This window comes from Pseudarthrobacter cremeus (assembly GCF_051857465.1).
Classification (GTDB): domain Bacteria; phylum Actinomycetota; class Actinomycetes; order Actinomycetales; family Micrococcaceae; genus Arthrobacter.
In genome coordinates this window covers 195,533-219,558 of the sequence record NZ_JBPZHC010000008.1, presented here as the reverse complement: position 1 = coordinate 219,558, position 24,026 = coordinate 195,533, and the positions used below count along the sequence as shown (strand labels likewise).

The window sequence follows — 24,026 nt, the reverse complement described above, 5'->3', positions numbered from 1 at the left end:
GTCAGCGGCGTTCCAGCCACCGTGCGTTCGCCGCTGCCCTTCAGGAGCACCATGCGTCTCTCCTCGGTTACCTTTTAGTAACCTTCGGCTGCAAGGCTGGGAGCATGGACAACACCGACCTGATCGAATCCCGCAGCACAATCATTCGCTCCAACGGCGACCTCATCTCCGGTGACTGCGTAAAGGCCTACTACAAGGGAACCCTTGTTTACCGCGGTGAGGTGACGGAGATCGCTCCTAATCACGAGCTGTTTTGGATCATGGACGTGCTCACCGGGCGCCGGCGGCTCGTGGACATAGCCGAACTGGAGATCGTCCGCGTCGAGGCTCCGGTGCATCCAGCCGATTCCCAGAGCTTCTTCACTCTGCCCAGGTAGCTGCCAGCGTTCCTAAATATGCAGCCCTGTAGCAGAGCTGCGGCCAGGGCTCTACGCTGCCTCGTCGTCGCTCGTTTGGGAATTCGCGTGGAGTGCCGGCCCGACTGTAGCCGGAGGCCTGCGCCGGGCTTTGGCCAGGACAATCAGCAAGGTCAGTACGGTGACCGTCCAGGCAAGAGCAGCGAGTAGCACCAGGCCGATCGCCGCTAAGGGGTGCATGGCGAAAGCCTAGGACGGAGGGCCGGTAATCACGGGAGCAACTCCGCACCAAGACGCGGAAAGGGTGCGCCCCGTTCGCTGAGCGCACCCTTTTCGTAAAACGCGTTAGTCCTTGAGGGCGTCCTTGACCTTTTCGCCGGCCTGCTTTACGTCGCCTTTGGCCTGGTCGGTCTGGCCTTCAGCCCGCAGGCTGTCATCGCCTGTGGCGTTGCCCGCGGCTTCCTTGCCCTTGCCGCCGGCCTTCTCGGCAGCGTTCCCAATCTTGTCGCCTAGTCCCATGGTGTTTCTCCTTTGGTTGTTCGGCAGCCGATCGTAACGGCCTGGGCCCCATAGTAAGCATGCTTTGCATCGGGGGGTCAACTCGCGACCGGTGCCAGGAAGGTCGTGCATACGCTTCAATACTCCGACCCCGCTTGGATAAGCAGAGGAAAGCCGGCAGGCCGACAGGTCCTTCCCCTGGGCCCCAGTAGTCCCATAACATGACGGCATGATCAGGAATAACAGCGGGGGTCATGCAGCACAAAGCTTCTTCCGCTGGGTACGCGCGCGGCTGCGCCGTCCGCTGGTGCTGCTCGCCGTAGCCGGTGCAGCCGTATTTGCCTTCGTCGCCGCGGTCGTCTTCAACCTGCTCCAGGGTCATGACCCCTTCTCGCCGAAGGATCTGGTCTCGGTCTCGGCGACTATCGCAGTCGTACTCCTCGCTATTCCGTACAGCCTCTACCAGATGGATGTCAGGAAGAAGGCCGGCTCAGACACCGCCAAGGGGCGGCGGCAGGGCAGCCGGAGCAGCTGACCAGTGGAAATGAACGCCTTAGACAGCGGGTCGCAGATCGGCTGAACACAGTCCGCGGGCCACCTTCGACGACGACAAAACGAAGCACTGAGGTGCCCGGGCGGCGCCGACAAGGCTTCCCAGAACGAGGACAACGTGCAACCGTCAGAAGGGCGCGCACACCCTCGACGAATGGAATGGATACCGGTGACGATTCCGACATCGCAGCCACAACTCCCTTACGAGACGAAGTCGTATGTGTGCACCCACGTCTTCGATCGGATCCGGCCCGTGCTGTATGTGACTCGCCCGGACAGTGAATGGTGCGCACTTTGCGGTGGCGATCATCCAGACGACCCGAGCTCTTACCGTGTCGTCGGGATCGGACACGTTATCGATTACGACCCGTCGGTGGCGGAGGTGCTTGATCTTCGCCCGAATCAAGAAGCCGAGCGTCAAGCGGTTGGGGAGCCCTGGCGGCGGTCCGACTTCCAGGACGCCTGCTCTTCGTCGCGCTCAACGCCGGATCGACCATCGACATATGAATCCCTGACCAAGATCCGTTCAAGATCCACATTGGTCGATCGGCATGAGCGAGCGATCTCCGAGAGATGCCTAGTGGAGGGGTTGGATGGCTAAGTGTTCTCAAAGTCTCAGACGGACTCATTCGTAATTCACGACGACGAACATGGCAAGACCCTGGATGTTGTGGGGGACTGGACGCCGCAGGCAGCGGACGTGCTTGCGCGCGGCGAAGCCGACGGGCTGATCCTCAACTATGCCCGCGGTTTCCGGGAACGGAGCCTGGACTTCCTGCGCGACTGGCCGGTGCGACGGCTGACAATCCTGCTCCGGACCATCACTGACCTCGAACCGATCTACCGGCTGGCCGGCACACTCGAACAGCTCAGCCTCGCCACCTCCGAGAAGACAGCGCTTGACCTCACCAGGCTTCCGCGACTCCGACACCTCTCCTGCGAAAACTGGACCCAGATTGAACACACAATCCCGTCGTGCACGTCATTGGACTACCTCTACACGGGCTCGTACACCCCTCGGGATCTCCTGCCACTGGCTTACAACCGCAGCCTGACAACGATCAGGATGAAAGACCGCCCCCGGCTGGAGTCCCTGAACGGGGTTGATGCGTTCGCATCACTGGTGGAGCTCGGCATCTTTGGCGCGCCGCTGCTCGAAGATCTAATTGACCTCGGCTCCGCCTCTGCACCCAAGACCCTGCGTACCCTGGAGTTGGAAATGTGCCGCGGCATTTCCAGCCTCGACGCGGTCAGGCACCTGACCGGACTGACATACCTGGACATCGGTGATTGTGGTGACATTGCCTCCTTCGGCCCGCTGGCAAACCTCGGCAACCTGAAAGAGCTTTATGCCTATGGAACCACGCGCGTCATGGACGGTGACTTGTCTCCGCTCACCGGTCTGACGGAACTGACAGACCTGAGGCTGCAAAGCCGGCGGGACTACAAGCCTTCAGTGAAGTCCCTTGAGGAACGGATTGAACAGCGGGTAGCGTCCGGCCGGGTTAGCTGACCCTACCGGTCAGCGAGGGCAGAAAGGGCCTGGAGGTCAACGGCCAGAGCGCACAGCTCAGCCGTTTGCTGCCCAGGCACCTCAGGGCTGTCGCCGAACCATTTGTGCCACACCGCGGCAACGACGTCGGGGGTGACCGGGGTGCCTGCTGCAAGGAGCCGCACCACGTCCTCCACATCTCGGAGTCGTACTCGTCAGCCGGCGCCCCCAGGTCAAGGATGCCGAGCGGGTCGTGGTCGTTCAGGCACGCTGTCACTGCTTCCCGGAGGCGGGTGTCGTCCTGCGTGCTGGTATCCATGACGCCTGTCTAGGAGCAATCGGATGCGCCAGGCTGAGAGACCAGGGGAGGCTACCCATGCCCACCGGAGGCTGATCCGGGACGCTACTGCTTGTCGGGCCCGAGGCGCAGGCTTTCAGACCAGACGGCCCAGTCTTTAGGTTCGATCGAGGGACGGCCGATGAGGTATCCCTGCCCGGCCGTCATGCCGAGCCCGGCCACGGCGGCGAGCTCCTCAGGGGTTTCGATGCCTTCGGCGGTCAGTGTCGCGCCGATCTGGCGGGCGAACTCCACCATGGCGGCGCCGAGGGCGTGCTGGCCTTCGTCATCGTCGATCCCGGCGATCAGGCTGCGGTCCAGCTTGATGATGTCCGGCCGGACATGGAGTACGTGGCGCATGGACGCGAACCCGGACCCGGCGTCGTCGACCGCGATCCGCAGTCCCTGGGCCCGCAACGGCGCCAGCGCCGAAAGCAGGGGACCGTACTCGGAGACTTCAAGGCGTTCCGTCAGTTCAAGGACGATCCTTTTCGGCGGCAGACCGGAACGCTCAAGAAGCCCGGCAAGGCGCGGGTCCAAGCACGTTTCCGGGGAAAGGTTCAACGCCACATAGATGTCCGGCGGGAGATCCTGCGCAGTCTCCAGGGCCTTCTCAAGGGCGGCGAATTCGAGTTCGCCCATGAGGCCGATGATGGCAGCCTCTTTGAACCAGAATTCGGTGCCGGCGGAGCCTTCGTCCACGAAGCGGGTCAGGGCTTCGACGCCGAGGAGTTTTCGTGTGGCGAGGCTGAGGATGGGCTGGAAGGCAGTCAGGAGCATGTCCTGGTCGAGCATCAGCTGGAGTTGCTCCCGGTTGAGGGAGTCGATCGCCTCACGGGCTGTCAGCGGCGGGAGCATCCGGCTTGTCCCTTCAAAGCCGGCGGGCCGGTCCTTCGTGGCTGGGCGGACGGTGCCCGAGACGTTCATCCAGACAGAACGGCCGTCCCGGTGCCGGCACCGCACGACGACACCAGCCCAGTCCGACCCGTCGGAGGCCGCGGCAACATCGTCTTTGGCGCGCATCAGGTCGTGTCCGTCTATGACCAAGTCGCACCGCTGGCCGAGCAGCTCATCAGGCCTCCATCCCAGGAGGGTCTCACTGGCCGGGCTCGAAAACGTAAAGCGGCCCTGGTCATCGACCGCCCACACCCATTCCTGGCTGGTGGCCAGGACGGTGTCCATCAGCTGGGCAGTGGCGCGCGCGCTGCGGCCCTCTGCCCGGAGGCGCTTCCGGAAGCGCACGGCCAGGACGAAGGCCATGGCTATGGGGGCCAGAACGAGCAGGCTGGCCAGCAACCGGTCCCTTGGTTCATCCAGAATGCCCTCCGGATCAAGGATCACGATGGCGGCCGCCACTACAGCGAACACCACCTGAACCACCAGGACGACTCCGAGAACATCGCGTACCCGCGGCGAACCAGGCTTCTCTGTCATTTCCGCACCCCCCAGGCTTGGTGGCCCGAGCCTACTACGTCGACCGCGCCGATCGACAGGTTCAGGGTGAACGCGCTGTCCGCGTTACCTGGCCGAAGAACGTCGCCGTTACGGCTACTGAGGCCGGAGGGCGCGCCGGGGGAGGGGGCATCGGAAGTCTCACAGACTTAGGTTACGAGACGGAGGCTACCGCCAAGATCTCTCGGGCGAGTTAGACGCGGGCGGTGAAAAGCTGCCCCAAATTTTGGCGCCGTACAACTCTTCATTGTCACGGGTTCCGTGCTGGAGGAGACTTGAGGCGACGGCATCCCACCTCGGGGCCTCCCGCGGGGCCAACCGGCTGCGGGGCCTCACAGTACCCTGTAGCGGCTTGGTGGATCGATGAGCTCCATGACACCCCTCGAAGATGAGCAGAAGGTGTGGAAGTGAGCAGCGGGGTGTGTCGTAAATCAGGGCGCCAGCGGGTAGCGGCGCTCATTGTCAGCCTGGGAGTGGCGTTTTGGGTCGGCGGCTGCACCTATGAGGAGCCGGATGGGGAGCGACCGCTTCCCGGTTCGGCCTTTGCGGTGCCTTCGACTTCGGAATCTGAATTATCTGTTGCCGCACGCGAAGGCTGGGGCCCTGATGCCCTGTTCTACACCGATGCGGGAAACCTATATGTCGGGGTAAACAGATGGTCACCGGCTCGCGTGGCGTCATTCACAACGACTTCCACTGGTGTGGTCTATGTGGATGCCGAGACGTCGCGGCTTGTTTGGGCAGACTGGGAACACAGCAGCAGGGAGCTCGGCTGGCTGGAACCCAAAGAAACCCGCGCGGTCCGTCAATGGGGTGAGTTTCGGGACATTCGGGACATAGTCGGTAACCCCAGCCATGACCTTGTCTCTTGGGTCCAAAGGTACGAATACAACGCGGAAATCGTCGTCGCGCGGCCAAGCACCGGGGAGTTGCTCGCCCAAGCAGCGATAGAGTCTCTACCCGCCGAAAAAAGTGTAGTTTTCGGATCAATCGATGATGCCGCTGTCTACTACGCAACCTCGCCCGGTGGAGGGGCCACCGGGGATGTGTGGGTTTGGCGGTGGGCCGCCGGCGAAGCTCCTCAACTGAGCGGCCGGCCCGTTGCCGTGTCAGTGGCGACATTTGGGCGGTGGAGAGGGAGGATCGCATCGATTTCGAGAACGCTGACGGAACCGTCTTGTCATCGGTCCACTCTTCCTATGGAGGCCGGACGACTTTCGGCAGCGGCCTCAGCCCTGGTGGCCGGTTTTGGTACGCCCCGGCCAATGACCTGATCGTCGAGACGAGGACCGGAGCAGCAGTCAAGATCGGGCGCGGTTTCCAGCAGCGCTACGGCTGGGCCGGGCCTGAAGAGTTGATCCTGATCGGTCCAGGTATCTCGGTTTGCTCGGCGGTATCGGGAAAATGCGAGGGACCATTCAAGTCCATGAACACGACGGGCTACACCTACCACTTCGGACTTCCACTCAACTAAGAGACCGGGCTAACCATCCCTCCCAAAAGCGTTGACGTCAGGCAGCCATGCATGCCCAAGGGCCTGGGCAGAATGACCGGGCCCTTGGGCAGCATCCGGCTTGGATGCCAAGGAGATGCAGGTCAGACACCGCTGGAGGCAGCGTGAATCGCCAGATATTGAGGGCCATACGAGGCGCAGGGTGTTTCGCGGTTTGCGTCTCGGATCCATGGCATGACAAGACAGTCGACGGAGCAGACCGCCCGACCTTCTGACAGTGCGGGGCGCCGTGCTGCAGCAACTGAACGGCACCCAACGTGCCTTTTATCGCTGCGAAAATATCGCCATTTACCGCTGCGATTCACAGTCCCAATTTGCCGGGGCAGGACGCTGTGCGGAGTTCGACGGGCGATCGGGTCCGGGTTTTCGATTCAAGCCGTTCTTGACATCCTTCGTTTTTGAGAATCACGGGCTCAGCGTGGGGTTTTTGCTTTGAGTCGGCGCAATTGGTGTGTGGACAATGTCCACACTTTGGGTCTCGGACTGGTCGTACATGGGTCGGATCGGGCAGGATTCCGCATGTTTTCGCGGGTTACCAATGTTTCGCAAGGCCTGGGATGCAGTTCGAGTCCCACCTCGGGCACGCATTCCCCCTCGTCAGAGGGGGTTTTGCTTTTAATGTGTTGACATTGACCCTCCGCGGGTCCCTCTGACTGTGGCCGCGATCGGTGCCTGGCGCCGCGATTGCCTGTGCAGTTGTGTGGGTGGCGGGGTCAGGGTACTGGCTGGTGGGCCCTCCGCCTGCAGGGATCTTGGAGTATTCGGCTTCCGTTCTGGCTTGTTCTGGTGGCCGGTCTTGGCCATCACCTATTCATGGCTAGGGGTTGTGCGGACGACATGACTTGGGCGGGATCTCGCCAAGTATTTTCGCCGCGCCCTGTACCTTCATCTGGTCAGGAGGCGCGGGAATGTGATCGGTTGTCCGGCCATAGGGGTGTGGACATTGTCCACACTTTGTACACCGGCGTGTCGTTGCAGCTGTATGGCGGTCCCTCACTGGAACTCCGGGTGGTATCCAGTTCATGCGTCCAAACGTTCTGTGCGACATGACGTGCGGACACTGAATCGCCTCCGGCCGGTTAGATGGACGCTGTGCCAGTTGCCATCGTGGGTTTTTCGGCCGCTCATACCGTTTCTGATGACTTCCATCCATGCTCCGCCTCCGTGCGTCAGACAGGACGAACGGGCAATCCACCCCGCGGCAGCCCCCCGCGAGCGAGCCGCAGGGACTGAAAGTGTGCGGGACTGAGGACCACCTACCCACCCGGTGTTGTTGCAGCTCAGAGGCGTTTCAGGCTAGGTATTTATGCAATATTCCAGTGAAGTGTGGACGAGCGCACGACTTTATTGAGGCGTGGGCGGGTAACTTGCAGGCCGGGAGAGGGGAGCACAGCGGTGAGTCCAGGAGAGTCGAGCAAAGAGCCAGCCCCTCAGCCGGCCCCGATAGCACCCGATGTGCCGGGCCTTGCGGTCAGTCTGCCAACACGGGCGACCGTCTGTCAGTTCGGATCTACGACTCTTGCAAGGGAGTGTAGAAACGCCTTTTGGACCCTACTCTGACGGCATTCGAATGAAAGCCAGACATCAGGTTGGGGTGGGCCCCAGACTGACAGGCGGGTTGAGGTCACAGACCGGGCGGTTTCGGACGGTTAGCGGCCGTTGTAGTCGTCGTCTGTGATGTGCTCGGCCCAAGTTGTGGTCTGGGATGGGTCTTCGCCGTTTTGGAGCATGGCGATGTGTTCCATGAAGCAGCCGGGGGCGGCGGCGTGCCAGTGCTCTTCGCCGGGTGGGGTGTAGATTGTCTGGCCCGGGTGGACTTCTATGATTTTCCCGTCTCGGGTACCGAAACGGCCTACGCCTTGGGTGACGCGTAAATACTGGCCGTGCTGATGGGAGTGCCAGGCTGTCCGCGCGCCGGGAGCGAAGCGGACGGTGGCTACAACCATGGTCTGGTGGGGCTCGTGGGGGAGTGCGATTGGATCCAGCCATACATCACCGGCGAACTGCTCCGGTGGGTTCTTTGTGGTCGGCATGGTGGGTTCAATGTTCATGGTCGTCCTTACTTGCTATCCGTGAAGAGTTGCTTGGCGACGCCCATCGCGGACATTCGCTTGGGCCAGCCGGCGTACAGCGTTACATGGGTGATAGCTTCGATGAGCTCTTCCCTGGTCACGCCGTTTTCGATTGCGCGGCCGAGGTGTGAGCCCAGTTGCTCGGTGTTCCCGCCGGCGGTGAGCACGGCCACCGTGATGAGGCTGCGATCGCGTGCGCTCAGTTCGGGGCGGTTCCAGACATCCTCGAAGAGCATGTCGTCGGTGAGCTCGGCAAGCTTCGGAGCGAAGGTGCCGAACATCTTCCGGCCACTTCCGATCTGTTTGGGCTGGTCAGTCATGATAGTCCTTCTTTTGGTTTGGACTTGTACGTGGTCGGTGGTTCGGACATCTGCCACTCGATGTTTTCGACGCCTGTCAGGCGCTGTTCTGCGGTATCGGGCCTGGTCTGCATTTTGCTGGGCGACAGTGTCATGGATTCTGCCGGCGAGCGGAGTCCAAGCGGTACTTCCCGCTTCCGCTCGAACACGGCCGGGCGGAGCGTTGTTTCTTCCTGGCGCGATTGCGTAGCAGTAGCCGGGTCGGGACCGGCTTGCAGGAGTTGGGTTAGCGCTTGGTGGGAACGTACTCGACAGCGGTGTCACGGTTGCGTCCTTCGCCGTGCCTGTGCTGTGAGTTCGTGCGCGCCGTAGCTGTTGTCGTCAGGGTTGACGGTTACGCCGGGTGCGACGATCTTGTCGATGCGGTCCAGCACGTCGGTTGACAGCGTGATATCGGCCGCCGGCAGGTAGGACTCCAGCTGTTCCATGGTGCGTGGTCCGACGATTGCTGAGGTGACGCCGGGGTGGTTGATCACGAACGCGATCGCCAGTTCGATGAGGCTGAGTCCGGCCTGTTCGGCCACGTGGGCAAGGTCTTCGACGATGTCGAGCTTGCGCTGGTTGGCCGGGCTGCTCATGTCGAACCGGGCGCTCGGGCGGGCGCTGGAGGTGGGTGCGGACGCGGAGTCTTTCCGCCAGCGCCCGGACAGCCAGCCGCCGCTGAGCGGGCTGTAGGTGAGGGTTCCCATGCCGTGCCGCTGTGTTGTTGGGAGGATGTCCTCTTCGATGCCGCGCACGAGGATGGAGTAGGGCGGCTGCTCGGTGACGAACCGCTCCAGGTGCCGTTCCCGCGATGCCCATTGGGCTTCGACGATCTGGGATCCGGAGTAGGACGAGGAGCCGATGTAGCGGACCTTGCCCTGGCGGACGAGGTCGGTGAGTGCGCCGAGGGTTTCTTCGACGTCCGTGTCGGGGCTGGGCCGGTGGACCTGGTAGAGGTCGATGTGGTCCGTGTTCAGGCGGCGCAGCGAGTTTTCGACCTCGCGGATGATCCAGCGGCGGGATCCGCCGCGGTGGTTGGCGTCCTCGCTCATGGGCATGAAAAACTTCGTGGCCAGGAAGACATCGTCGCGGCGTCCGGCCAGCGCCTCGGCGACGATCTCCTCCGAGGCCCCGCCGGAGTAGACATCGGCGGTGTCGATGAAGTTGATGCCGGCGTCGAGGGCGCGGTGGATGATGCGGGTGGAATCGGCGCGGTCGTCATTGCCCCAGGGGCCGAACATCATCGCGCCGAGGCAGAGTGGGCTGACCTGCACGCCGGTGCGGCCGAGTGGGCGGTATTCCATGGTGGGTCTTGCTTTCTGTCGTGGGGGATTCAGGCTTCGGGGATGGACCGGTCGAGCCACTGGTCACGGAAGACGTCGGGGTCGGGGCCGTTCCGCACGCCGGTGTCGAGGGAGTCGATGGATGCCAGTTCCTTGTCGGTGAGTTCGAAATCGAAGATGTCGAAGTTCTCCGCGATGCGGGCGGGGTTGGTGCGGTCGAAGACCTTGCCCGGTTCGATGGTGCCGTCGAGCACGAGGGGCAGCAGTTCCTCGATATAGGCCCTGGCTGGTGCGACCCCGCCGGTGAGGGTGATGTTGCGCATGAACTCGGGGAATCCGAGCGGAACTTCGGAGAACTGCGGGGCACCGACGCGGCTGATGACACCGCCGTCGCGGACGACGCCGATGGCCATCTCGATCGCCGGTTTGAGGCCCACGGCTTCGAGCACGACGTGCGTTCCGTCACCGTTCGTGAGTTCCTTGACCTTGGCGATGCCTTCCTCGCCGCGTTCGGCGACGACGTCGGTGGCGCCGAATTCGCGGCCGAGCTCGGTGCGGGCCTCGTGGCGGCCCATGAGGATGATGCGCGAAGCCCCCAGCAGCCTTGCGGAGAGAACGGCGGAGAGCCCGACGGCGCCGTCACCGATGACGGTGACCGTCTCGCCGGGCTGGATGCCTGCCTTCTTGGCCGCGTGGTAGCCGGTCGACATGACATCGGAAAGGCTCAGCAGTGACGGGATGAGGTCCTCATCGAAGCCGGCCGGAACCACGACAAGGGTTCCCGCCGCCTGCGGGACGCGGGCGAATTCACCCTGCCCGCCGTCGTCGTGCCCGCCCCAGTGGGCGCCGTGGCGGCAGGATGTCTGCAGGCCTTCCTTGCAGAAGTCGCAGGTGCCGTCGGAGGCTACGAATGGTGCAATGACAAAGTCACCAACGCTCAGGCCGGTCACCTCAGAGCCGAGTTCCTCGACGATGCCGACGAACTCGTGGCCCATGCGGGAGCCTTCAGCGGACTCAGGCCTGGAGGCGTAGGGCCACAGGTCGCTCCCGCAAATACAGCCGGCGACGATACGCACGATCGCATCGGTGGGCTCCTGGATGGTGGGGTTGGGGACGTTTTCGACGCGCACGTCTCCGGCGCCGTACATCAGTGTTGCTCGCATGGTGGAAGTCCTTACTAAGTTGTGGGCCGGTTTCCAGTCAACACCGGTCGCGGCCCGCCAGGGAGTGCATGTCAGTACCCCCATCACGTGGGGGCAGGTGGGTCAGCGGGCAGGCTCGGCTTCCGGTACCGGCGCGGGCAGCCGGGGCGCCGGTACGCGGCGGGCAGCCAGGTCTGCAGGCAGGATGAGGGCCGCTGCAATGACCAGGGCGAGGAGCAGCAGGACACTGCCCGTGGTGAGGGCGGCGCCGACCTGGCCGGCCAGGTCAGCTGCGGCGGTTCCGGCTGTGGGTGCTGTCGCGGCGGCGGCCACCGCGACGGCGAGTCCCAGGCAGGTGCCGATCTGGTGGAAGGTATTCAGCACGCCGGAGGCGGCGCCGGCGTCAGCGGCGGGTGCACCGACGATCCCGAACGACGTCAGCGGCGCGAACGCCAGGCCCTGGCCGGCACCGATGAGGACCATGGGCAGGGCCACGCCGGTCAGGTAAGAGGAATTCGTTCCGGCGAGGCTGAGCCAGAACATCCCGGCCAGCGTGAGCAGGATCCCGGCCAGGAGCAGAACGGAGCCAGGCATCCGCCGTGCGAGCCGTGGGTTGGCCAGGGCGACGGCAAAGTTGACAGCCGTCATGGGCAGGAACCCGATGCCTGCCTGGAGCGGGTCGAAGCCGAGGACTTCCTGCAGGAACTGGGTGGTGAAGAAGAAGAATCCGATCATCGCACCCAGGTACAGGAAGCGGGCGACGTAAGCGCCGGTGCGGCGGCGGCTCGCGAAGAGCCGCAGCGGCATGATCGGCTGGGCGGCCTTTCGCTCGATTATCACGAAAGCGATGAGGAGCGCGACGCCGGCACTAACGGTAGTGATGGTCAGCGGCGAATCCCAGCCGGCCTCGGCGGTGTTGATGATGCCAAACACCAGGGCGCCGGCGCCGAGGGTGGCGGTGAGTGCTCCGGCGACGTCGAACCGGCCGTTGGCCCGGCCGGTTTCGGGGAGGAACTTCGGGGCGAGGATGATCATGGCTGCGCCGATGGGGACATTGACGAAAAACCCGGCCCGCCAGGAGATCCAGTGCGCCAGTGCGCCGCCGATCACCAGGCCCAGGCTGGCGCCGATCCCTGCCGTGGCACCGTACAGCGCCACGGCGCGGGTGCGCTCACGCCCTTCGGGGAAGCTCGCCGTGAGCAGGGACAGGGATGCCGGTGCCACCACAGCCGCGCCGATGCCCTGGACGGCGCGGCCGGCGATGGCCCACCCCGCGGAGGGAGCCAGACCGATCAGCAGCGACGCGAGCGAGAACACCACCAGCCCGAACACGAACACCCGCCGCCGGCCCAGCAGGTCCCCGGCGCGTGCTCCGAGGAGCAGCAGCCCGCCGAAGACCAGGACGTAGGCGTCCTGGACCCACGAGAGCTCGCCCTTGCTCAGCTGCAGATCGGCCTGCAGGCTGGGCAGGGCGGTGAAGATTACCGAGTTGTCCAGCAGGATCATGAAGTAGCTGGCAAGGATGATCGCCAGGATCGCCGCCGGGTGGGCAGCTGTTGCGGGTGCAGGTTTCATGCTTTCAATGCAATCGTGATTCCTTGCGGGCCGGGAGTCACTGCTCTTCCGGGTAACGCCAGTGCCTCCCTCGTTCCGGGGGCGGCGGCGTAGCGTGGGTGCCATGACACACAGTGATGACGTGCGGAGATTCCTGACCTCCCGCCGCGCAAAGATCACGCCCGAGGAGGCCGGGCTGCCCGCCTACGGCGGTAACCGGCGTGTTGCCGGGCTGCGCCGGGAGGAGGTCGCGATGCTCGCCGGGATGAGCATCGATTACTACATACGCCTCGAGCGCGGAAACCTTTCCGGCGCCTCAGACAGTGTCCTGGAAGCCCTCGGGCGCGCCCTCAAGCTCGACGACGCCGAAACAGCCCATCTCTTTGACCTCGCCCGTGCCGCCACGGCTTCCCCGCGGGTGCGCCGCAAGCGCAGCCCGCTGACGGTGCGGCCCAGCGTGCAGCGCGTCATCGATGCGATCACGACGGCGCCCGCGTGGGTCCGCAACGACCGCGGCGACGTCCTGGCCGCCAACGAGTTGGGCCGGGCCTTGTACCTGGACCTGATGGCAGAACAAACCACCCCGCCGAACAGCGCACGCTTCACGTTCCTGAACCCGAAAGCGCGGCAGTTCTTCGCCGATTGGGAACGCGCGGCGGACGACATGGTGGCCGTCCTGCGCTCCGCGGCCGGGAAAAACCCTTATGACAAGGACCTCACAGACCTGATCGGTGAACTTTCCACCCGCAGCGAGGAGTTCCGCACCAGGTGGGCCCGTCATGACGTGAAGTACCACCGCACCGGCCGCAAAAGGCTGCACCACCCGATCGTGGGTGACCTGGACCTGAGCTTCGAGGCCCTGGAGCTGGCCGCGGATCCGGGACTGCGCATCAACGTGTACACAGCAGATCCCGCGACACCCTCAGAGGACGCGCTGAAAGTCCTGGCCAGTTGGGCTGCCACCCAGCACACCACAGAAGAAATCCCCGTCAAGGAGATAAAATGACCGACCGCCCCACCACTGTCCTGATCATCGGTGCCACCGGAAGCATCGGCCGGCACGCCGTGGCCGAGGCGCTGAAACAGGGCTACGCGGTACGGGCGCTCGTGCGGGACAGGGCACGCGCGGCCCGCGACCTTCCCGACGGCGTTGACATCGTCATCGGTGACCTGACCAGGCCCGAAACCCTCGACGCTGCTGTCGAGGGATTCGATGCTGTCGTGTTCACCCACGGATCAACCACCAATGAGCGCGACGTACGGGACAACGACTACACCGGGGTGGCGAACGTCCTCCGCGCACTGGGCGGCCGTCGGGTACGCATTGCCCTGATGACCGCCATCGGCACCACCCGGCCCGGCGTCGCCTACGCCCAATGGAAGCTGCGCAGCGAGCGGCTCATCCGGGCCAGCGGCAACCCCTACACGATCGTCCGGCCCGGCTGGTTCGACTACAACCAACCCGACCAGCGCAAGATCACCGTGCTTCAGGGCGACAAGCGGCAAGCAGGAACACCGGCCGACGGCGTCATCGCCCGCGACCAGATCGCCCGCGTCCTCATCGACAGCCTGCACACCGACGCCGCCAACCACAAAACCCTCGAACTCATCGCCGACCACGGACCCGAACAGGAAGACCTCACCACAGACTTCGACTCACTGACACCGGACCCCAGCGGATCCCTCGACGGCGCCGAAGATACCGTCCACCTCCCCGTCACGAACGAACCCGAAAAGTTCAGGCAGGACCTCGCCGCCATCTCGGCCGCCAACCACACATAGGAGCTAGCTCACCATGGGCGACGTCATAGTTGTCATCGGGACCGGGTCGATGGGCAAGGCCATCGCACAAGCGTGGCACCCTCGCATGGGCGCGGCCAGGCGCACGTCGACGGCAGGGGCATCTGCCGCTACGACGTGCGAGCAAAGCCGCCGAGACTAAGGGTGTGCGAACCGTCCTCCACAGCACGCGATATCCGCTCCGCGCTTTTGACTGCACGGGGAACTTGCCACTGGGACGACAGTCAACATCCCCGCGACGAGCCGCGGCGATGCCGTTGTTCCCGCAATCCGCCCAGGGGGCTACAGGCGGGTGACGACACGGTCGTCGATGGGGCACGGGAAGGCCGCCCACACTTCCAGCGAGTCTGGAAGTTTTGTCACTTGGCGTATTCCGCATGGACTAGCTGCGAACGAGCAGGTGGCCCTTGAGTAGGGAGATGATTTCGTTCGCAGTTGCCTCGATTCCTTCGCCGGTTGAAACGGTCAGTCCCGTTTCGTCTGCCTGAAGGGGCTCCAATGTCTCCAGTTGCGAGCTCAGGAGCGACGGGGGCATGAAGTGCCCGGGCCGCTGCGCCACGCGGCTTTGCAGGAGGGGCAGCGCGACGTCGAGCTGAACGAACACCGCCGAGGGTGCTTGGGCTCTGATCGCGTCCCGGTAGGCGCGTTTCAGAGCCGAGCAAGCCACAACGATTCCATCGGGATGGTCTGAGGCGAGTTGGGAGCCGACGAGTTCGAGCCAGGGCCACCGGTCCTCGTCTGTGAGCGGGGTGCCGGCGGCCATCTTCGTGACGTTGGCGTGGGGGTGCAGGGTGTCGGAGTCGACAAAGGTGGCACCTAGTTGTTGGGCCAGCGCTGCGCCTATGGAGGATTTTCCTGCCCCGCACACGCCCATGACGACAAGTACGGGTTTCATCAGAGTGTTCCCTGCTGGGCTGTTCCGGCGGGGATGGGTACGAGCCGGGTGACCTCAACGGGCCCCTGCAGAAGGCCTTCGAGTGAGGTGTTGAGGCGTTTGACGGGCTCTCCTGCGCCGTGGGCGTCGAGCAGTTCGGCTGTTTCCCACTTTTCGATCATGATGATCTGCCCGTTGGGTGCCTCGTGGATGGCGTAGAGCTCGCATCCGGGCTCCTCGTGCACTTCGGCGATGGCGGGGGAGAGGGCGGCGGCAACTTGGTTGAACGCGCCGTCCTTGGGCGTGAACACGGCGGTGACGATGACGGTCATGATGGTTTTCCTTATCGGGTAGGGGAGAGCAACAGTGGTGAGCAGCTACTGCGTGGGACGAAGTCTGCGTTGACTTCGATCCTTCGGGGGGTGTCGGGGAGTCTGCCCTGCATGCGTCCCAGCACCAGTTCCAGGGAGTGCACGGCAAGCATGCCGATGGGTTGCCGGATCACACTCAGGGGCGGGCTTGTCAGTTCCGTCCAGGGATTGTCGTCAAAGACAATGACCGAGAGGTCGCCGGGAATGCTTGTACCCGTTTGGACGAGGCGGCGGACAGAGCTTTGGACCTGCGCGGTGTTGGCTACTATGAGGCCTGTTGGCCGCTCAGGCAGGGCGAGGAGGGAGCCGACGGCGTCACCGCCGCCGTCTCCCCGGAACGGGATGTCCCTTACCAGTTGCGGGTCCACTTGGACTTTGAAGTTGTTGTGCGCGGACTGGTAGCCCTGGATCCTTGATCTGCCCGTAGAGGTGCTGGCAGGACCTGAGATGAGGCCGATCCGCGTGTGCCCGAGTCCAAGCAGGTACTCGGTGGCGCGTCGGGCTGAGTCCACATTTTCGATGCTGACGACGTCGACACTTGAGAGTTCCGGGATGGTGCGGTCCACGAAGACGACGTTCACGCCAAGAGACTGGAGGCGAGCCCACTTTTCTATGTTTGCTCCGGTGGGCGTGGCGATTACTCCTCCGACGGAGCGGTCAAGGAGCGTGTCCAGGGAGTCCGCTTCCAGGTGCGGGTCTTCCTGGGTAGTCATGACCACGACCTGCACGCCGTGGCTGCGGGCTTCCCAGACGACCCGGTCAGCAAGCTGTGCGAAGAAGGGGTTGGTCAGGTCTGCCACGACCAGCCCGACAGTGGGCGTGTGGCCGACGCTCAGTTCGCGGGCAGCGGCGCGGGGGCGGTATCCCAGCTCGTCGATGACTTTTAGCACCGATTCCCGTTTGGCCGGCGCTACGGGGCCTGATTCCGGATTCAATACGCGGGAGACCACGGAGACCGAAACGCCCGCCGCCGCCGCGACATCGCGGATAGTTGGCGCTTTCTTCACTGCTCCTCCTCGTTGAGGTCCTCTGCCGGCAAACGGATCCACCGCGAGCATCTCATCCCCGCGGCGGCTCCGGTGCCAGGAAACCTTTGTGTCGTGTGACTGTTGACACAGCCTAACACCGACTGGTACAAAAGTGGAACCGGTTCCACTCCGGTCCTTGAATTCCAGTCAGCGACGAAGAAGTTGCTCCGCCATCCCGGTGGAGGGTCCTTCCGACGCTAAACGTCAATCAGAGAGATCCCCATGAACCTCCACAAACTTCTCAGCGACCGTGAGCAGCAGGGCCGCCCCGTGCGGGTCGGTCTCATCGGAGCCGGCCGTTACGGCACGATGTATCTGGCGCAGGCGAACAACATCCCCGGCATCCACGTGGTCGCCATCGCCGACATCAACGTCAAGCGGGCCGAAGGGGCCTTTGAACTGGTTGGCTGGCCCAAGAGCCAGATCGCGCCGGACATCGCCACCGCCCTGAGGGACCGCTCCACGACGATCGTTGCAAATGCCGATGAGCTTTTTGATGTCGATATCGATGTCATTGTCGAGGCGACGGGCAACCCGATCGTCGGCGTCAAGCACGCCCTCCGCGCCATCGAAACCAGGAAGCACATCATCATGGTCACGGTCGAAGCAGACGCACTGGCGGGGCCCGCGCTGGCCCGTCGCGCCGAAGCCGCGGGCGTCGTCTACTCGATGGCTTACGGCGATCAGCCGGCCCTGATCATGGAACTCGTGGACTGGGCCCGGACCAGCGGATTCGACGTTGTCTGCGCCGGCAAGGGCGCGAAGTACCTTGAGCACTACCACGAGATGAACCCTGACAACGTCTGGGAAAACTGGGAGTTCTCCAAGGAGCTCACCGACTCCGGGCAGTTGAACCCGAACATGCACACCTCCTTCCGCGACGGCACCAAGGCCGCCATTGAGATGGCTGCAGTCGCAAACGGTGCTGCCCTGGTGCCTTCTGACACGGGGTTGAGCTTCACCCCAGGGGATGTCGAGGAAATCGCCACGATCTGCCGTCCCGCCGACGTCGGCGGGGCACTGGCCCACGAAGGCAGCGTGGACGTTATGTCCAGCGTCAACCGCGATGGGACCTGGATTCCTCACAACACCCAGGAAGGTGTTTTCGTCGTCGTCAAGGCAACGAACGACTACGTCTCCGGCTGCTTCAACGAATACCCCTGGCACCCGGACCCGACCGGCCAGTATGCAGCCCTCTACCGCCCGTACCACTACGTCGGCCTCGAACTCAACGTTTCCATTGCCAACGCCGCCCTCCGCGGCATTTCCACCGGGTCACCCGTCGGGTTCTTCGGCGATGTTGTGGCGACGGCGAAGAAGGACCTCAAGGCAGGCGAGTTCCTCGACGGCGAAGGCGGGTTCACCGTCTGGGGCAAGCTCGTTTCGGCCAGGCACTCCGTCAGCACCGGCGCGTTGCCGGTTGCTCTCGCCCACCACGTGGAACTTCGCAATGACATCGCCAAGGGCGCCATTGTCGGCTGGGATGACGTCATTATCGATGACTCCCTCGCCCAGGCACTGGAACTGCGCCGGGAGACCGAAGCCCTCGTCACGGAATCCGCTCTCACCGCCTGAAACCCCGCACGAAACCGGGAGCGGCAACGAACGTCGGCTGACGTCGTTCACTCCTCCGGAAACAGACTCCTTCCAACGAAGAAAGGCATCACATGAAATCCACCACCCGCGCCCTCACCGGAGTGCTGGCCTGCACGCTCGCAGCTTCAGTCCTCGCCGGATGCGCCTCCTCCGCCGCCCCCGGCGCGGCGGGAGCTCCACCGGCGAAGATCCAGCTCTCGATCCCGGACCCGCTCACGTCCTCGGTCGGTGTCTCGGCCCAGCATTTCGCTGACCAGGTCAAAAAGACGTCCAATGGATCCGTGACCGTCACCGTTGTCCCCAACGGTACGAGCTTCAGCGGAGACCAGAACGCCGCAGTCACACGCCTGCAGGGCGGATCCCTTGACGCACTGATCCTCTCAACCTCGGTCTACGCGTCAGTCGTGCCGGAAATGAACGCCATCAGCATCCCTTACCTCTTCAAGGACACCACCCAGGAGGCAGCCTTCCTCACCGGAGAGCCTGGCAAGGCGCTCAAGGACAAACTCGCCGCCAAGGACACGGTGGCGCTGAGTTTCCTGACCAGGACCGGCCGCGAGATCACCAACTCCGTCCGCCCGATCACGCAGCCCTCAGACCTTAAGGGCCTGAAAATCCGTGTCCCGGGGAACCCGCTGTGGACCGACTACTTCAGCAAGCTCGGCGCGAGCCCGACCACGATGGCCTTCTCCGAAGTCTTCACCGGACTGCAGACCGGAACGATCAATGGGCAGGAAAACCCCATCGAAGTACCATGGACCAACAAGTTTTCCGAGGTCCAGAAGTACGTCTCGCTGACCAACCACATCAACGACGCCTGGGTCCTGGCCCTGTCCTCCAAAAAGTGGGACACCCTCACCGAGGACCAGAAGAAGGCCCTCACGGAAGCCTCGGAAGAGACCGCGACCTTCAAAACCGGTTACGACGCCGAGCAGTCCAAGAAACAGCTGGACGAGCTGAAAGCCAAGGGCATGCAGGCCAACGAGGTCAGCGCCTCCGGCCTTGAAGAATTCAAAGCCACCTCAAAGAGCCTCTACCCGACCTTCTCCACCCTGATCGGCAAAGAGTTCTTTGACAAGGCGATCGCCTTCACCGCCAGCAAGTAGCACTCTCAGGCCCGGGGAGCCCCGGTTCCCCGGGCCCGCAGCACCACGTCCCACTCTCAACGTCGACAGTCTGGAAGCCACATGAAACACACCATATCGCCGGAGGAACTTGAGGAGGTCATTCCCTCAGACGCGGAAGAAATCCTGCACCACGGCCACGTCCCACCGCGATGGAGCGGCGCGGTCTGGTTCGACAAGGCCCTCGAATGGGTTGTCGGCGCGGCCATCATCGCCGAACTTGCCGTGATCCTGCTTAACATCATGGTCCGGGTCGTCACCGGCGATTCAGTCCTCTGGACCCAGGAAGCCTCCGAAATCGCGCTGCTGACCATCGCGTTCATCGGCGGTGCGATCGCCTACCCCAAGGGCGCACACATGTCCGTCCAGGCCCTCATCATGCGGCTTCCCGCAACCTGGAAGCCCTACCTGGCAGCCCTCGTCGACTGCCTCGTCTTTGCGATGAGCGCTGGCACATTCGCGCTCTTTGTCCCTACACTCGTCCAGCAAATCGAGGAAAAGACGCCCATCCTGCAGTTGCCCGTCTTCTGGGTCTCACTGCCCTTCTCCATCGGCATGGTCCTGATCGCCTGGTTCGCGCTGCTCAAACTGTGGCGCCAGGAACGCCGCCCCGTACTCGTCGCGGCCGGCATGACCGCAGCCATGTTGGTCCTCGTCATGGCCGCCCAGCCGCTCTTCTACTACGCCTCCCCAAACGTTCTGCTCGCCGTCGTCCTGGCAGTACTCTTCATACTGCTGTTCCTCGGCCTGCCCATCGCCTTCGTTCTCGCCCTCGCCTCCGGGATCTACCTGTTCCTCGGCGGAATCTCAGACGTCAGCGCCATCCCGATCGGCATGGCCTCCGGAGCCAAGGGCTTCGTGCTCCTGGCCATCCCGTTCTTCATCCTCGCCGGAACCGTCATGAACTCCGCCGGCCTCACCCTGCCACTCGCCCGACTCGTCGATGCCCTCATCGGACACCTCCGCGGAGGGCTCCTGCAGGTCGTGGTGGTCACGATGTACATCTTCTCCGGCATCTCCGGCTCCAAAGTCGCTGACGTCGCAGCCGTCGGCACCACCATGCGCGGCATGCTCGAAGAACGTAAATATCCCCGCGGAGAAGTCGTCGCCGTCCTCTCCGCCTCAGCCATCATGGGCGAAACCATCCCTCCGAGCATCGTGCTCCTGATCCTCGGATCCATCACGACCATTTCCACGACCACCCTGTTCCTCGCCGGGTTCGTGCCGGCCGCCTTCCTGGCCCTCGTGGTCATGGCACTCGTCTTCCTCCGCGCCCGCAAACAGGGCGGCATCGCCAGCCCCAAAGCCACCTGGAAGGCACGCGGAACAGCCACCTTCTTCGCCATCCCCACCCTGCTGCTCCCGGTAGGCATGGTCGTGGGAATCCTCAGCGGCTTCGCCACCCCCACCGAAGTTTCCTCAGTAGCCGTCGCGTACGCCTTCATCCTCGCCGCCGCCTACCGGCGCGGAAGCAAGCGCCTGCTCGGTGACACTCTGCGGGAAACGACGACGACGGCGGGCATGGTGCTGTTCATCATCGCCGCAGCCTCCCCGCTGGCCCAGACCCTCGCCCTTGCCGGTGTCTCCCAGCAGATCCACGACCTCATGTCAGGACTGGGCGACTCGCCGCTGCTCTTCATGCTCTTCACCGTTGTGCTGCTGATCATCATGGGGCAGTTGCTTGAAGGGCTCCCCGCTGTCCTGATCTTCGCACCGCTGCTCCTGCCGATCGCCGTCGACTTCGGGGTCAACCCCGTGCAGTACGCCATGGTCCTGATCATCTCCATGGGCATCGGCTCGTTCGCGCCACCTGCAGGGGTCGGTTTCTATGTTGCCTGCGCCACCGCACACGAGAGCGTGGAAAGAAGCCTCAAACACTTCTGGCCATACCTCATCGCGGTGTTCCTGGGACTGCTCGTCCTCGCCGCCGTCCCGTGGTTCAGCACGTTCCTGCCCGCCCTCGCCGGACTTATTCCTTTCTAAGCCCGATGACGACATCGACGCCTGGGCAGCCAGAACTGCCCGGCACCCCTCGGTCCGTGGCCCTCCTGGGCACCGGACCGATGGGCGCCCCCATCGCACGAAACGTCCTTAAACACGGCGTTCCCCTCACGCTATGGAACCGCACCCCGGAAAAGGCCCGTTCCATTGACGGCGGCACCTTCGCCGCCTCCCCGGCCGGCGCCGCACGGGACATCGTCCTCACCGTCTTGCCCGACCTGCCCCAGCTCGAGGCGCTGCTGCACGGCGACGACGGGCTCCTCCACGGATGGAAAACCGCCGGAATCGATCACCCCGTCCTCGTGATCCACGGGACCGTGTCGCCTGTGGCTGTCGCACAGTTCGCTGAGGACTGCCAACGCAACTGGGGAGTCGCCGTCGTCGACGCCCCCCTGAGCGGCGGGACCATAGGTGCCGAGGAAGGCCGGCTGAGCACTATGGTCGGCGGCCCCAGGGAAGCGGTGGAACGCGTGAAACCGGTCTTCGAGCTCTACAGCTCCACCGTGATCCACTTCGGCGAAACCGGTGCAGGGTCAACCGTCAAAGCCTGCAACCAGATCGTCGTCGCCGCAACCGTCACCGCTCTGGCCGAGGCAATGGCACTCGCGGCCGCAGCGGGACTGGACCTGGAGAAAGTCCAGGCAGTACTCGCCGGCGGCCTGGCAAACTCCGAGGTGCTGGCGCAGAAGGGACGACGCTGGATCGACCAGGACTTTAAAGATGGCGGCTCAGCCAAAAACCAACTGAAGGACCTCCGGTTCATCGCCGAAGTCGCCGCTCACTCAGGGCTGAGGCTCCCACTGGCGGCATGCCTTCAAAACTCCTTCGAAAACATGGTCGCCGCAGGTGACGGCGACCTGGATCACACAGGAATCTACCGGACCATCCGAACGTAGTCGGAATCAATCGTCTGTGGGACGATCCATCGGACAAGATACGAACAGCCCCGCTCGCCTGCCCCTTTGGGCTGCGCCCTTCCAGGAGCCGCACGCTTTGAAGTTACCGTTGAATCCACCGACCGACTGGTCCACCCGGGCGTTATGAAAGGCCGGGCTTTCGAAGCTCGGCGACATGGACGGTGACGCCCAGATCGCGGATGTTCTCCTGCATTTCCTGGGGGAGCTGTTCGTCGGTGATGACAGCATCGAGCGTTTCGAGCGGGGTGACACGGAACCTCGAAACGGTTCCGAACTTTGTGCTGTCTGCCAGCAGGAAGCACGATGTTGAAGCGTCCAGGGCCGCGAGTTTGACTTCCACCTTGTCCATCGACGGCGTGGTGACCCCGCGGGACATGTTCCACGTCCCGGTGCTGAGGAAGAAGAGATCGACATTGATGCCCCTGACGGCTTCCGCGGCGATACGGCCTGAGCTGGAGGCGCTGGATGCGTCCACTGCGCCGCCGGTGTGGATGACCTCAATGTGGGGGTGGGCGAACAGGCTCGTCACCACGTAGAAGTCGTTGGTGACGACGGTAAGGTTCCTGCGCGCGCTGAGGTAGGGGACAACGGACTGGCACGTGGTTCCGGCGTCCAGGAAGACCACCATGCCGTCCTCGATGAATCCCGCTGCGAGTTCGGCGATGGCCTGCTTGCGGGGCAGTTCGAGCTGCGCCCTGGATTCCCGCTCCGGGGGAGGGACCTGGCCGGTCCATTCTGCCAGGCGGACCCCGCCCTGAACTGAGATGACCTGCCCCGAATCCTCCAGCGCGGTTATGTCGCGCCGGACAGTCATATGGGAAACGTTCATATAGTCAGTAAGACTGCGGATGCTGAGCACCCCCTCGCGCCGCAGCAGTCGGAGGATCTCCTGATGGCGCTGCTCGGGGATAAGCGGTCTCGCTGTCGGATTCATGTAAGGCTCCTTTGGATGAATCAACCTTAACAAATTTTCACTCAATGTTCCCAGATGTGAATATTTGGGATAGGATCTTAAATCATGTTAACAAAGTTTGAAGTGATGGAAACTATCGTCCGGTCCGGCGCCCTCTTGATCGCCCGGCTTGATTCTGCCGATGAGGCATATCGTGTGGCGGAGGCTGCTATAGAAGGCGGAATCCGTGCCGTGGAGGTCCCTCTGACTGTCCCGGGCGCGCTCGGCGTCATCGAGAGGCTCACGGACAAGTACGGCGGGCAGGGAATCGTGATCGGAGCGGGCACTGTCCTGGACGCCGAGGCGGCCTTCGCTGCCATCTCTGCGGGGGCGCGGCTGCTGGTCAGCCCCCAACTGAACCGGACCATGATCGCAGCGGGGAACCGCTACCAGGCCGTCACGGTCAGCGGTGCCCTTACTCCTACCGAAGTAGTGGACACCCTTGAAGCGGGGGCTGACATTGTGAAGTTGTTCCCCGCCGAACTTGGCGGGCCCTCATACGTCAAGACGATCATGGCGCCCCTTCCACAGGCGCCGATCATGCCTTCCGGCGGAGTGACCCCGGAAAACGTCAGCGCCTGGTTCGCTGCCGGTGTCACCGCTGTCGGCGTCGGCAGCTTCGTCACCAAAGCCGCACAGGCCAACGGAGACTACGCGCTGGTGGCACAGGCAGCCCGGACATTCCTCGACGCAATCAACGACGCCCGCCGCTAACGCCAGGGCATTCCCAGACCAGAACCGGCAGCAACTGCCGGCCCAGAACACAAAGGA

Annotated in this window: 24 protein-coding genes; 11 read left to right on the top strand and 13 right to left on the bottom strand. The window is 63.7% G+C overall.

The genetic code is table 11. The features are described from left to right. Nucleotides 1–104 precede the first annotated feature (104 nt). Nucleotides 105–377, top strand: coding sequence for a hypothetical protein (locus ACS5PJ_RS15945; RefSeq protein WP_439435844.1), 273 nt, complete (start codon nucleotides 105–107; stop codon nucleotides 375–377). Nucleotides 378–428: 51 nt separating this feature from the next. Here the strand turns inward: ACS5PJ_RS15945 and ACS5PJ_RS15940 are convergent, their stop codons facing one another. Both ACS5PJ_RS15940 and ACS5PJ_RS15935 read right to left on the bottom strand, forming a co-directional pair. Further along, nucleotides 429–596: a hypothetical protein gene (locus ACS5PJ_RS15940; RefSeq protein WP_439435843.1), complete on the bottom strand. Its 168-nt coding sequence runs from the start codon at nucleotides 594–596 to the stop codon at nucleotides 429–431. Between the two features lie 105 nt (nucleotides 597–701). After that, entirely contained in the window at nucleotides 702–875 is a 174-nt protein-coding gene (locus ACS5PJ_RS15935) for a CsbD family protein (RefSeq protein ID WP_439435842.1), read from the bottom strand. Nucleotides 876–1,083: 208 nt separating this feature from the next. On the opposite strand from ACS5PJ_RS15935, the gene ACS5PJ_RS15930 reads away from it, so the two are divergent. Together ACS5PJ_RS15930 and ACS5PJ_RS15925 are read left to right on the top strand one after the other, a co-directional pair. Then, nucleotides 1,084–1,389 carry a hypothetical protein gene (locus ACS5PJ_RS15930; protein ID WP_439435841.1) on the top strand — a complete coding sequence of 102 codons (306 nt, stop codon included), beginning with the start codon at nucleotides 1,084–1,086 and terminating at the stop codon, nucleotides 1,387–1,389. Between the two features lie 618 nt (nucleotides 1,390–2,007). Next, nucleotides 2,008–2,919, top strand: a complete 912-nt coding sequence (locus ACS5PJ_RS15925; RefSeq protein ID WP_439435840.1) for a leucine-rich repeat domain-containing protein — start codon at nucleotides 2,008–2,010, stop codon at nucleotides 2,917–2,919. Between the two features lie 2 nt (nucleotides 2,920–2,921). Here the strand turns inward: ACS5PJ_RS15925 and ACS5PJ_RS15920 are convergent, their stop codons facing one another. Together ACS5PJ_RS15920 and ACS5PJ_RS15915 are read right to left on the bottom strand one after the other, a co-directional pair. Further along, nucleotides 2,922–3,083, bottom strand: coding sequence for a hypothetical protein (locus ACS5PJ_RS15920; protein ID WP_439435839.1), 162 nt, complete (start codon nucleotides 3,081–3,083; stop codon nucleotides 2,922–2,924). Between the two features lie 218 nt (nucleotides 3,084–3,301). Beyond that, nucleotides 3,302–4,669 carry a sensor domain-containing phosphodiesterase gene (locus tag ACS5PJ_RS15915; RefSeq protein ID WP_439435838.1) on the bottom strand — a complete coding sequence of 456 codons (1,368 nt, stop codon included), beginning with the start codon at nucleotides 4,667–4,669 and terminating at the stop codon, nucleotides 3,302–3,304. A 1,147-nt stretch (nucleotides 4,670–5,816) separates the two neighbouring features. Between ACS5PJ_RS15915 and ACS5PJ_RS15910 the strand changes: the two genes are divergently transcribed. Next, complete coding sequence (locus ACS5PJ_RS15910; protein WP_439435837.1) at nucleotides 5,817–6,161, top strand: hypothetical protein; 345 nt, start codon at nucleotides 5,817–5,819, stop codon at nucleotides 6,159–6,161. A 1,688-nt stretch (nucleotides 6,162–7,849) separates the two neighbouring features. Here ACS5PJ_RS15910 and ACS5PJ_RS15905 read toward each other — a convergent pair. From ACS5PJ_RS15905 to ACS5PJ_RS15885, 5 genes are all read right to left on the bottom strand, one after another. Beyond that, nucleotides 7,850–8,251: a (R)-mandelonitrile lyase gene (locus tag ACS5PJ_RS15905; RefSeq protein WP_439435836.1), complete on the bottom strand. Its 402-nt coding sequence runs from the start codon at nucleotides 8,249–8,251 to the stop codon at nucleotides 7,850–7,852. An 8-nt stretch (nucleotides 8,252–8,259) separates the two neighbouring features. After that, entirely contained in the window at nucleotides 8,260–8,592 is a 333-nt protein-coding gene (locus tag ACS5PJ_RS15900; protein ID WP_439435835.1) for a carboxymuconolactone decarboxylase family protein, read from the bottom strand. Nucleotides 8,593–8,891: 299 nt separating this feature from the next. Next, entirely contained in the window at nucleotides 8,892–9,917 is a 1,026-nt protein-coding gene (locus ACS5PJ_RS15895; protein ID WP_439435834.1) for an aldo/keto reductase, read from the bottom strand. Between the two features lie 29 nt (nucleotides 9,918–9,946). Further along, nucleotides 9,947–11,059, bottom strand: coding sequence for a zinc-binding dehydrogenase (locus ACS5PJ_RS15890; protein WP_439435833.1), 1,113 nt, complete (start codon nucleotides 11,057–11,059; stop codon nucleotides 9,947–9,949). Nucleotides 11,060–11,161: 102 nt separating this feature from the next. Beyond that, entirely contained in the window at nucleotides 11,162–12,613 is a 1,452-nt protein-coding gene (locus ACS5PJ_RS15885; RefSeq protein ID WP_439435832.1) for an MFS transporter, read from the bottom strand. Nucleotides 12,614–12,716: 103 nt separating this feature from the next. Here ACS5PJ_RS15885 and ACS5PJ_RS15880 point away from each other — a divergent pair, with 103 nt between their 5' ends. Both ACS5PJ_RS15880 and ACS5PJ_RS15875 read left to right on the top strand, forming a co-directional pair. Beyond that, complete coding sequence (locus tag ACS5PJ_RS15880) at nucleotides 12,717–13,598, top strand: helix-turn-helix transcriptional regulator (RefSeq protein WP_439435831.1); 882 nt, start codon at nucleotides 12,717–12,719, stop codon at nucleotides 13,596–13,598. Continuing rightward, nucleotides 13,595–14,374, top strand: coding sequence for an SDR family oxidoreductase (locus ACS5PJ_RS15875; RefSeq protein WP_439435830.1), 780 nt, complete (start codon nucleotides 13,595–13,597; stop codon nucleotides 14,372–14,374). The genes ACS5PJ_RS15880 and ACS5PJ_RS15875 overlap by 4 nt, the downstream gene beginning before the upstream one ends. Nucleotides 14,375–14,774: 400 nt before the next feature. Here the strand turns inward: ACS5PJ_RS15875 and ACS5PJ_RS15870 are convergent, their stop codons facing one another. From ACS5PJ_RS15870 to ACS5PJ_RS15860, 3 genes are read right to left on the bottom strand one after another with little or no spacing between them, the layout of a single operon-like run. Further along, entirely contained in the window at nucleotides 14,775–15,287 is a 513-nt protein-coding gene (locus ACS5PJ_RS15870) for a gluconokinase (RefSeq protein WP_439435829.1), read from the bottom strand. Beyond that, nucleotides 15,287–15,598, bottom strand: a complete 312-nt coding sequence (locus ACS5PJ_RS15865; RefSeq protein WP_439435828.1) for a putative quinol monooxygenase — start codon at nucleotides 15,596–15,598, stop codon at nucleotides 15,287–15,289. Before ACS5PJ_RS15865 ends, ACS5PJ_RS15870 begins: the two co-directional genes overlap by 1 nt. Before the next feature lie 11 nt (nucleotides 15,599–15,609). After that, complete coding sequence (locus tag ACS5PJ_RS15860) at nucleotides 15,610–16,644, bottom strand: LacI family DNA-binding transcriptional regulator (protein WP_439435827.1); 1,035 nt, start codon at nucleotides 16,642–16,644, stop codon at nucleotides 15,610–15,612. Nucleotides 16,645–16,887: 243 nt separating this feature from the next. Here ACS5PJ_RS15860 and ACS5PJ_RS15855 point away from each other — a divergent pair, with 243 nt between their 5' ends. The 4 genes from ACS5PJ_RS15855 to ACS5PJ_RS15840 all read left to right on the top strand — a co-directional run bounded on the left by ACS5PJ_RS15855 (nucleotide 16,888) and on the right by ACS5PJ_RS15840 (nucleotide 22,282). Further along, nucleotides 16,888–18,240 carry an NAD(P)H-dependent oxidoreductase gene (locus ACS5PJ_RS15855; RefSeq protein ID WP_439435826.1) on the top strand — a complete coding sequence of 451 codons (1,353 nt, stop codon included), beginning with the start codon at nucleotides 16,888–16,890 and terminating at the stop codon, nucleotides 18,238–18,240. Nucleotides 18,241–18,332: 92 nt separating this feature from the next. Beyond that, nucleotides 18,333–19,367, top strand: a complete 1,035-nt coding sequence (locus tag ACS5PJ_RS15850; protein ID WP_439435825.1) for a DctP family TRAP transporter solute-binding subunit — start codon at nucleotides 18,333–18,335, stop codon at nucleotides 19,365–19,367. An 81-nt stretch (nucleotides 19,368–19,448) separates the two neighbouring features. Further along, entirely contained in the window at nucleotides 19,449–21,368 is a 1,920-nt protein-coding gene (locus tag ACS5PJ_RS15845) for a TRAP transporter large permease (RefSeq protein ID WP_439435824.1), read from the top strand. A gap of 5 nt (nucleotides 21,369–21,373) precedes the next feature. Beyond that, on the top strand, nucleotides 21,374–22,282 hold the full coding sequence (locus ACS5PJ_RS15840) for an NAD(P)-dependent oxidoreductase (RefSeq protein ID WP_439435823.1): 909 nt from the start codon (nucleotides 21,374–21,376) through the stop codon (nucleotides 22,280–22,282). 142 nt (nucleotides 22,283–22,424) lie between these two features. Here ACS5PJ_RS15840 and ACS5PJ_RS15835 read toward each other — a convergent pair whose 3' ends face one another. Next, nucleotides 22,425–23,237, bottom strand: coding sequence for a DeoR/GlpR family DNA-binding transcription regulator (locus ACS5PJ_RS15835; RefSeq protein WP_439435822.1), 813 nt, complete (start codon nucleotides 23,235–23,237; stop codon nucleotides 22,425–22,427). Between the two features lie 84 nt (nucleotides 23,238–23,321). On the opposite strand from ACS5PJ_RS15835, the gene ACS5PJ_RS15830 reads away from it, so the two are divergent. Then, complete coding sequence (locus ACS5PJ_RS15830; protein WP_439435821.1) at nucleotides 23,322–23,969, top strand: bifunctional 4-hydroxy-2-oxoglutarate aldolase/2-dehydro-3-deoxy-phosphogluconate aldolase; 648 nt, start codon at nucleotides 23,322–23,324, stop codon at nucleotides 23,967–23,969. Nucleotides 23,970–24,026 lie beyond the last annotated feature (57 nt).

Excerpts from the sequence above, each read along its gene's own strand:
- ACS5PJ_RS15945 (WP_439435844.1), top strand. The coding sequence starts at position 105 with ATGGACAACACCGACCTGATCGAATCCCGCAGCACAATCATTCGCTCC.
- ACS5PJ_RS15940 (WP_439435843.1), bottom strand. The coding sequence starts at position 596 with ATGCACCCCTTAGCGGCGATCGGCCTGGTGCTACTCGCTGCTCTTGCC.
- ACS5PJ_RS15935 (WP_439435842.1), bottom strand. The coding sequence starts at position 875 with ATGGGACTAGGCGACAAGATTGGGAACGCTGCCGAGAAGGCCGGCGGC.
- ACS5PJ_RS15930 (WP_439435841.1), top strand. The coding sequence starts at position 1,084 with ATGATCAGGAATAACAGCGGGGGTCATGCAGCACAAAGCTTCTTCCGC.
- ACS5PJ_RS15915 (WP_439435838.1), bottom strand. The coding sequence starts at position 4,669 with ATGACAGAGAAGCCTGGTTCGCCGCGGGTACGCGATGTTCTCGGAGTC.
- ACS5PJ_RS15905 (WP_439435836.1), bottom strand. The coding sequence starts at position 8,251 with ATGAACATTGAACCCACCATGCCGACCACAAAGAACCCACCGGAGCAG.
- ACS5PJ_RS15900 (WP_439435835.1), bottom strand. The coding sequence starts at position 8,592 with ATGACTGACCAGCCCAAACAGATCGGAAGTGGCCGGAAGATGTTCGGC.
- ACS5PJ_RS15895 (WP_439435834.1), bottom strand. The coding sequence starts at position 9,917 with ATGGAATACCGCCCACTCGGCCGCACCGGCGTGCAGGTCAGCCCACTC.
- ACS5PJ_RS15890 (WP_439435833.1), bottom strand. The coding sequence starts at position 11,059 with ATGCGAGCAACACTGATGTACGGCGCCGGAGACGTGCGCGTCGAAAAC.
- ACS5PJ_RS15885 (WP_439435832.1), bottom strand. The coding sequence starts at position 12,613 with ATGAAACCTGCACCCGCAACAGCTGCCCACCCGGCGGCGATCCTGGCG.
- ACS5PJ_RS15880 (WP_439435831.1), top strand. The coding sequence starts at position 12,717 with ATGACACACAGTGATGACGTGCGGAGATTCCTGACCTCCCGCCGCGCA.
- ACS5PJ_RS15875 (WP_439435830.1), top strand. The coding sequence starts at position 13,595 with ATGACCGACCGCCCCACCACTGTCCTGATCATCGGTGCCACCGGAAGC.
- ACS5PJ_RS15870 (WP_439435829.1), bottom strand. The coding sequence starts at position 15,287 with ATGAAACCCGTACTTGTCGTCATGGGCGTGTGCGGGGCAGGAAAATCC.
- ACS5PJ_RS15865 (WP_439435828.1), bottom strand. The coding sequence starts at position 15,598 with ATGACCGTCATCGTCACCGCCGTGTTCACGCCCAAGGACGGCGCGTTC.
- ACS5PJ_RS15855 (WP_439435826.1), top strand. The coding sequence starts at position 16,888 with ATGAACCTCCACAAACTTCTCAGCGACCGTGAGCAGCAGGGCCGCCCC.
- ACS5PJ_RS15850 (WP_439435825.1), top strand. The coding sequence starts at position 18,333 with ATGAAATCCACCACCCGCGCCCTCACCGGAGTGCTGGCCTGCACGCTC.
- ACS5PJ_RS15845 (WP_439435824.1), top strand. The coding sequence starts at position 19,449 with ATGAAACACACCATATCGCCGGAGGAACTTGAGGAGGTCATTCCCTCA.
- ACS5PJ_RS15840 (WP_439435823.1), top strand. The coding sequence starts at position 21,374 with ATGACGACATCGACGCCTGGGCAGCCAGAACTGCCCGGCACCCCTCGG.
- ACS5PJ_RS15835 (WP_439435822.1), bottom strand. The coding sequence starts at position 23,237 with ATGAATCCGACAGCGAGACCGCTTATCCCCGAGCAGCGCCATCAGGAG.
- ACS5PJ_RS15830 (WP_439435821.1), top strand. The coding sequence starts at position 23,322 with ATGTTAACAAAGTTTGAAGTGATGGAAACTATCGTCCGGTCCGGCGCC.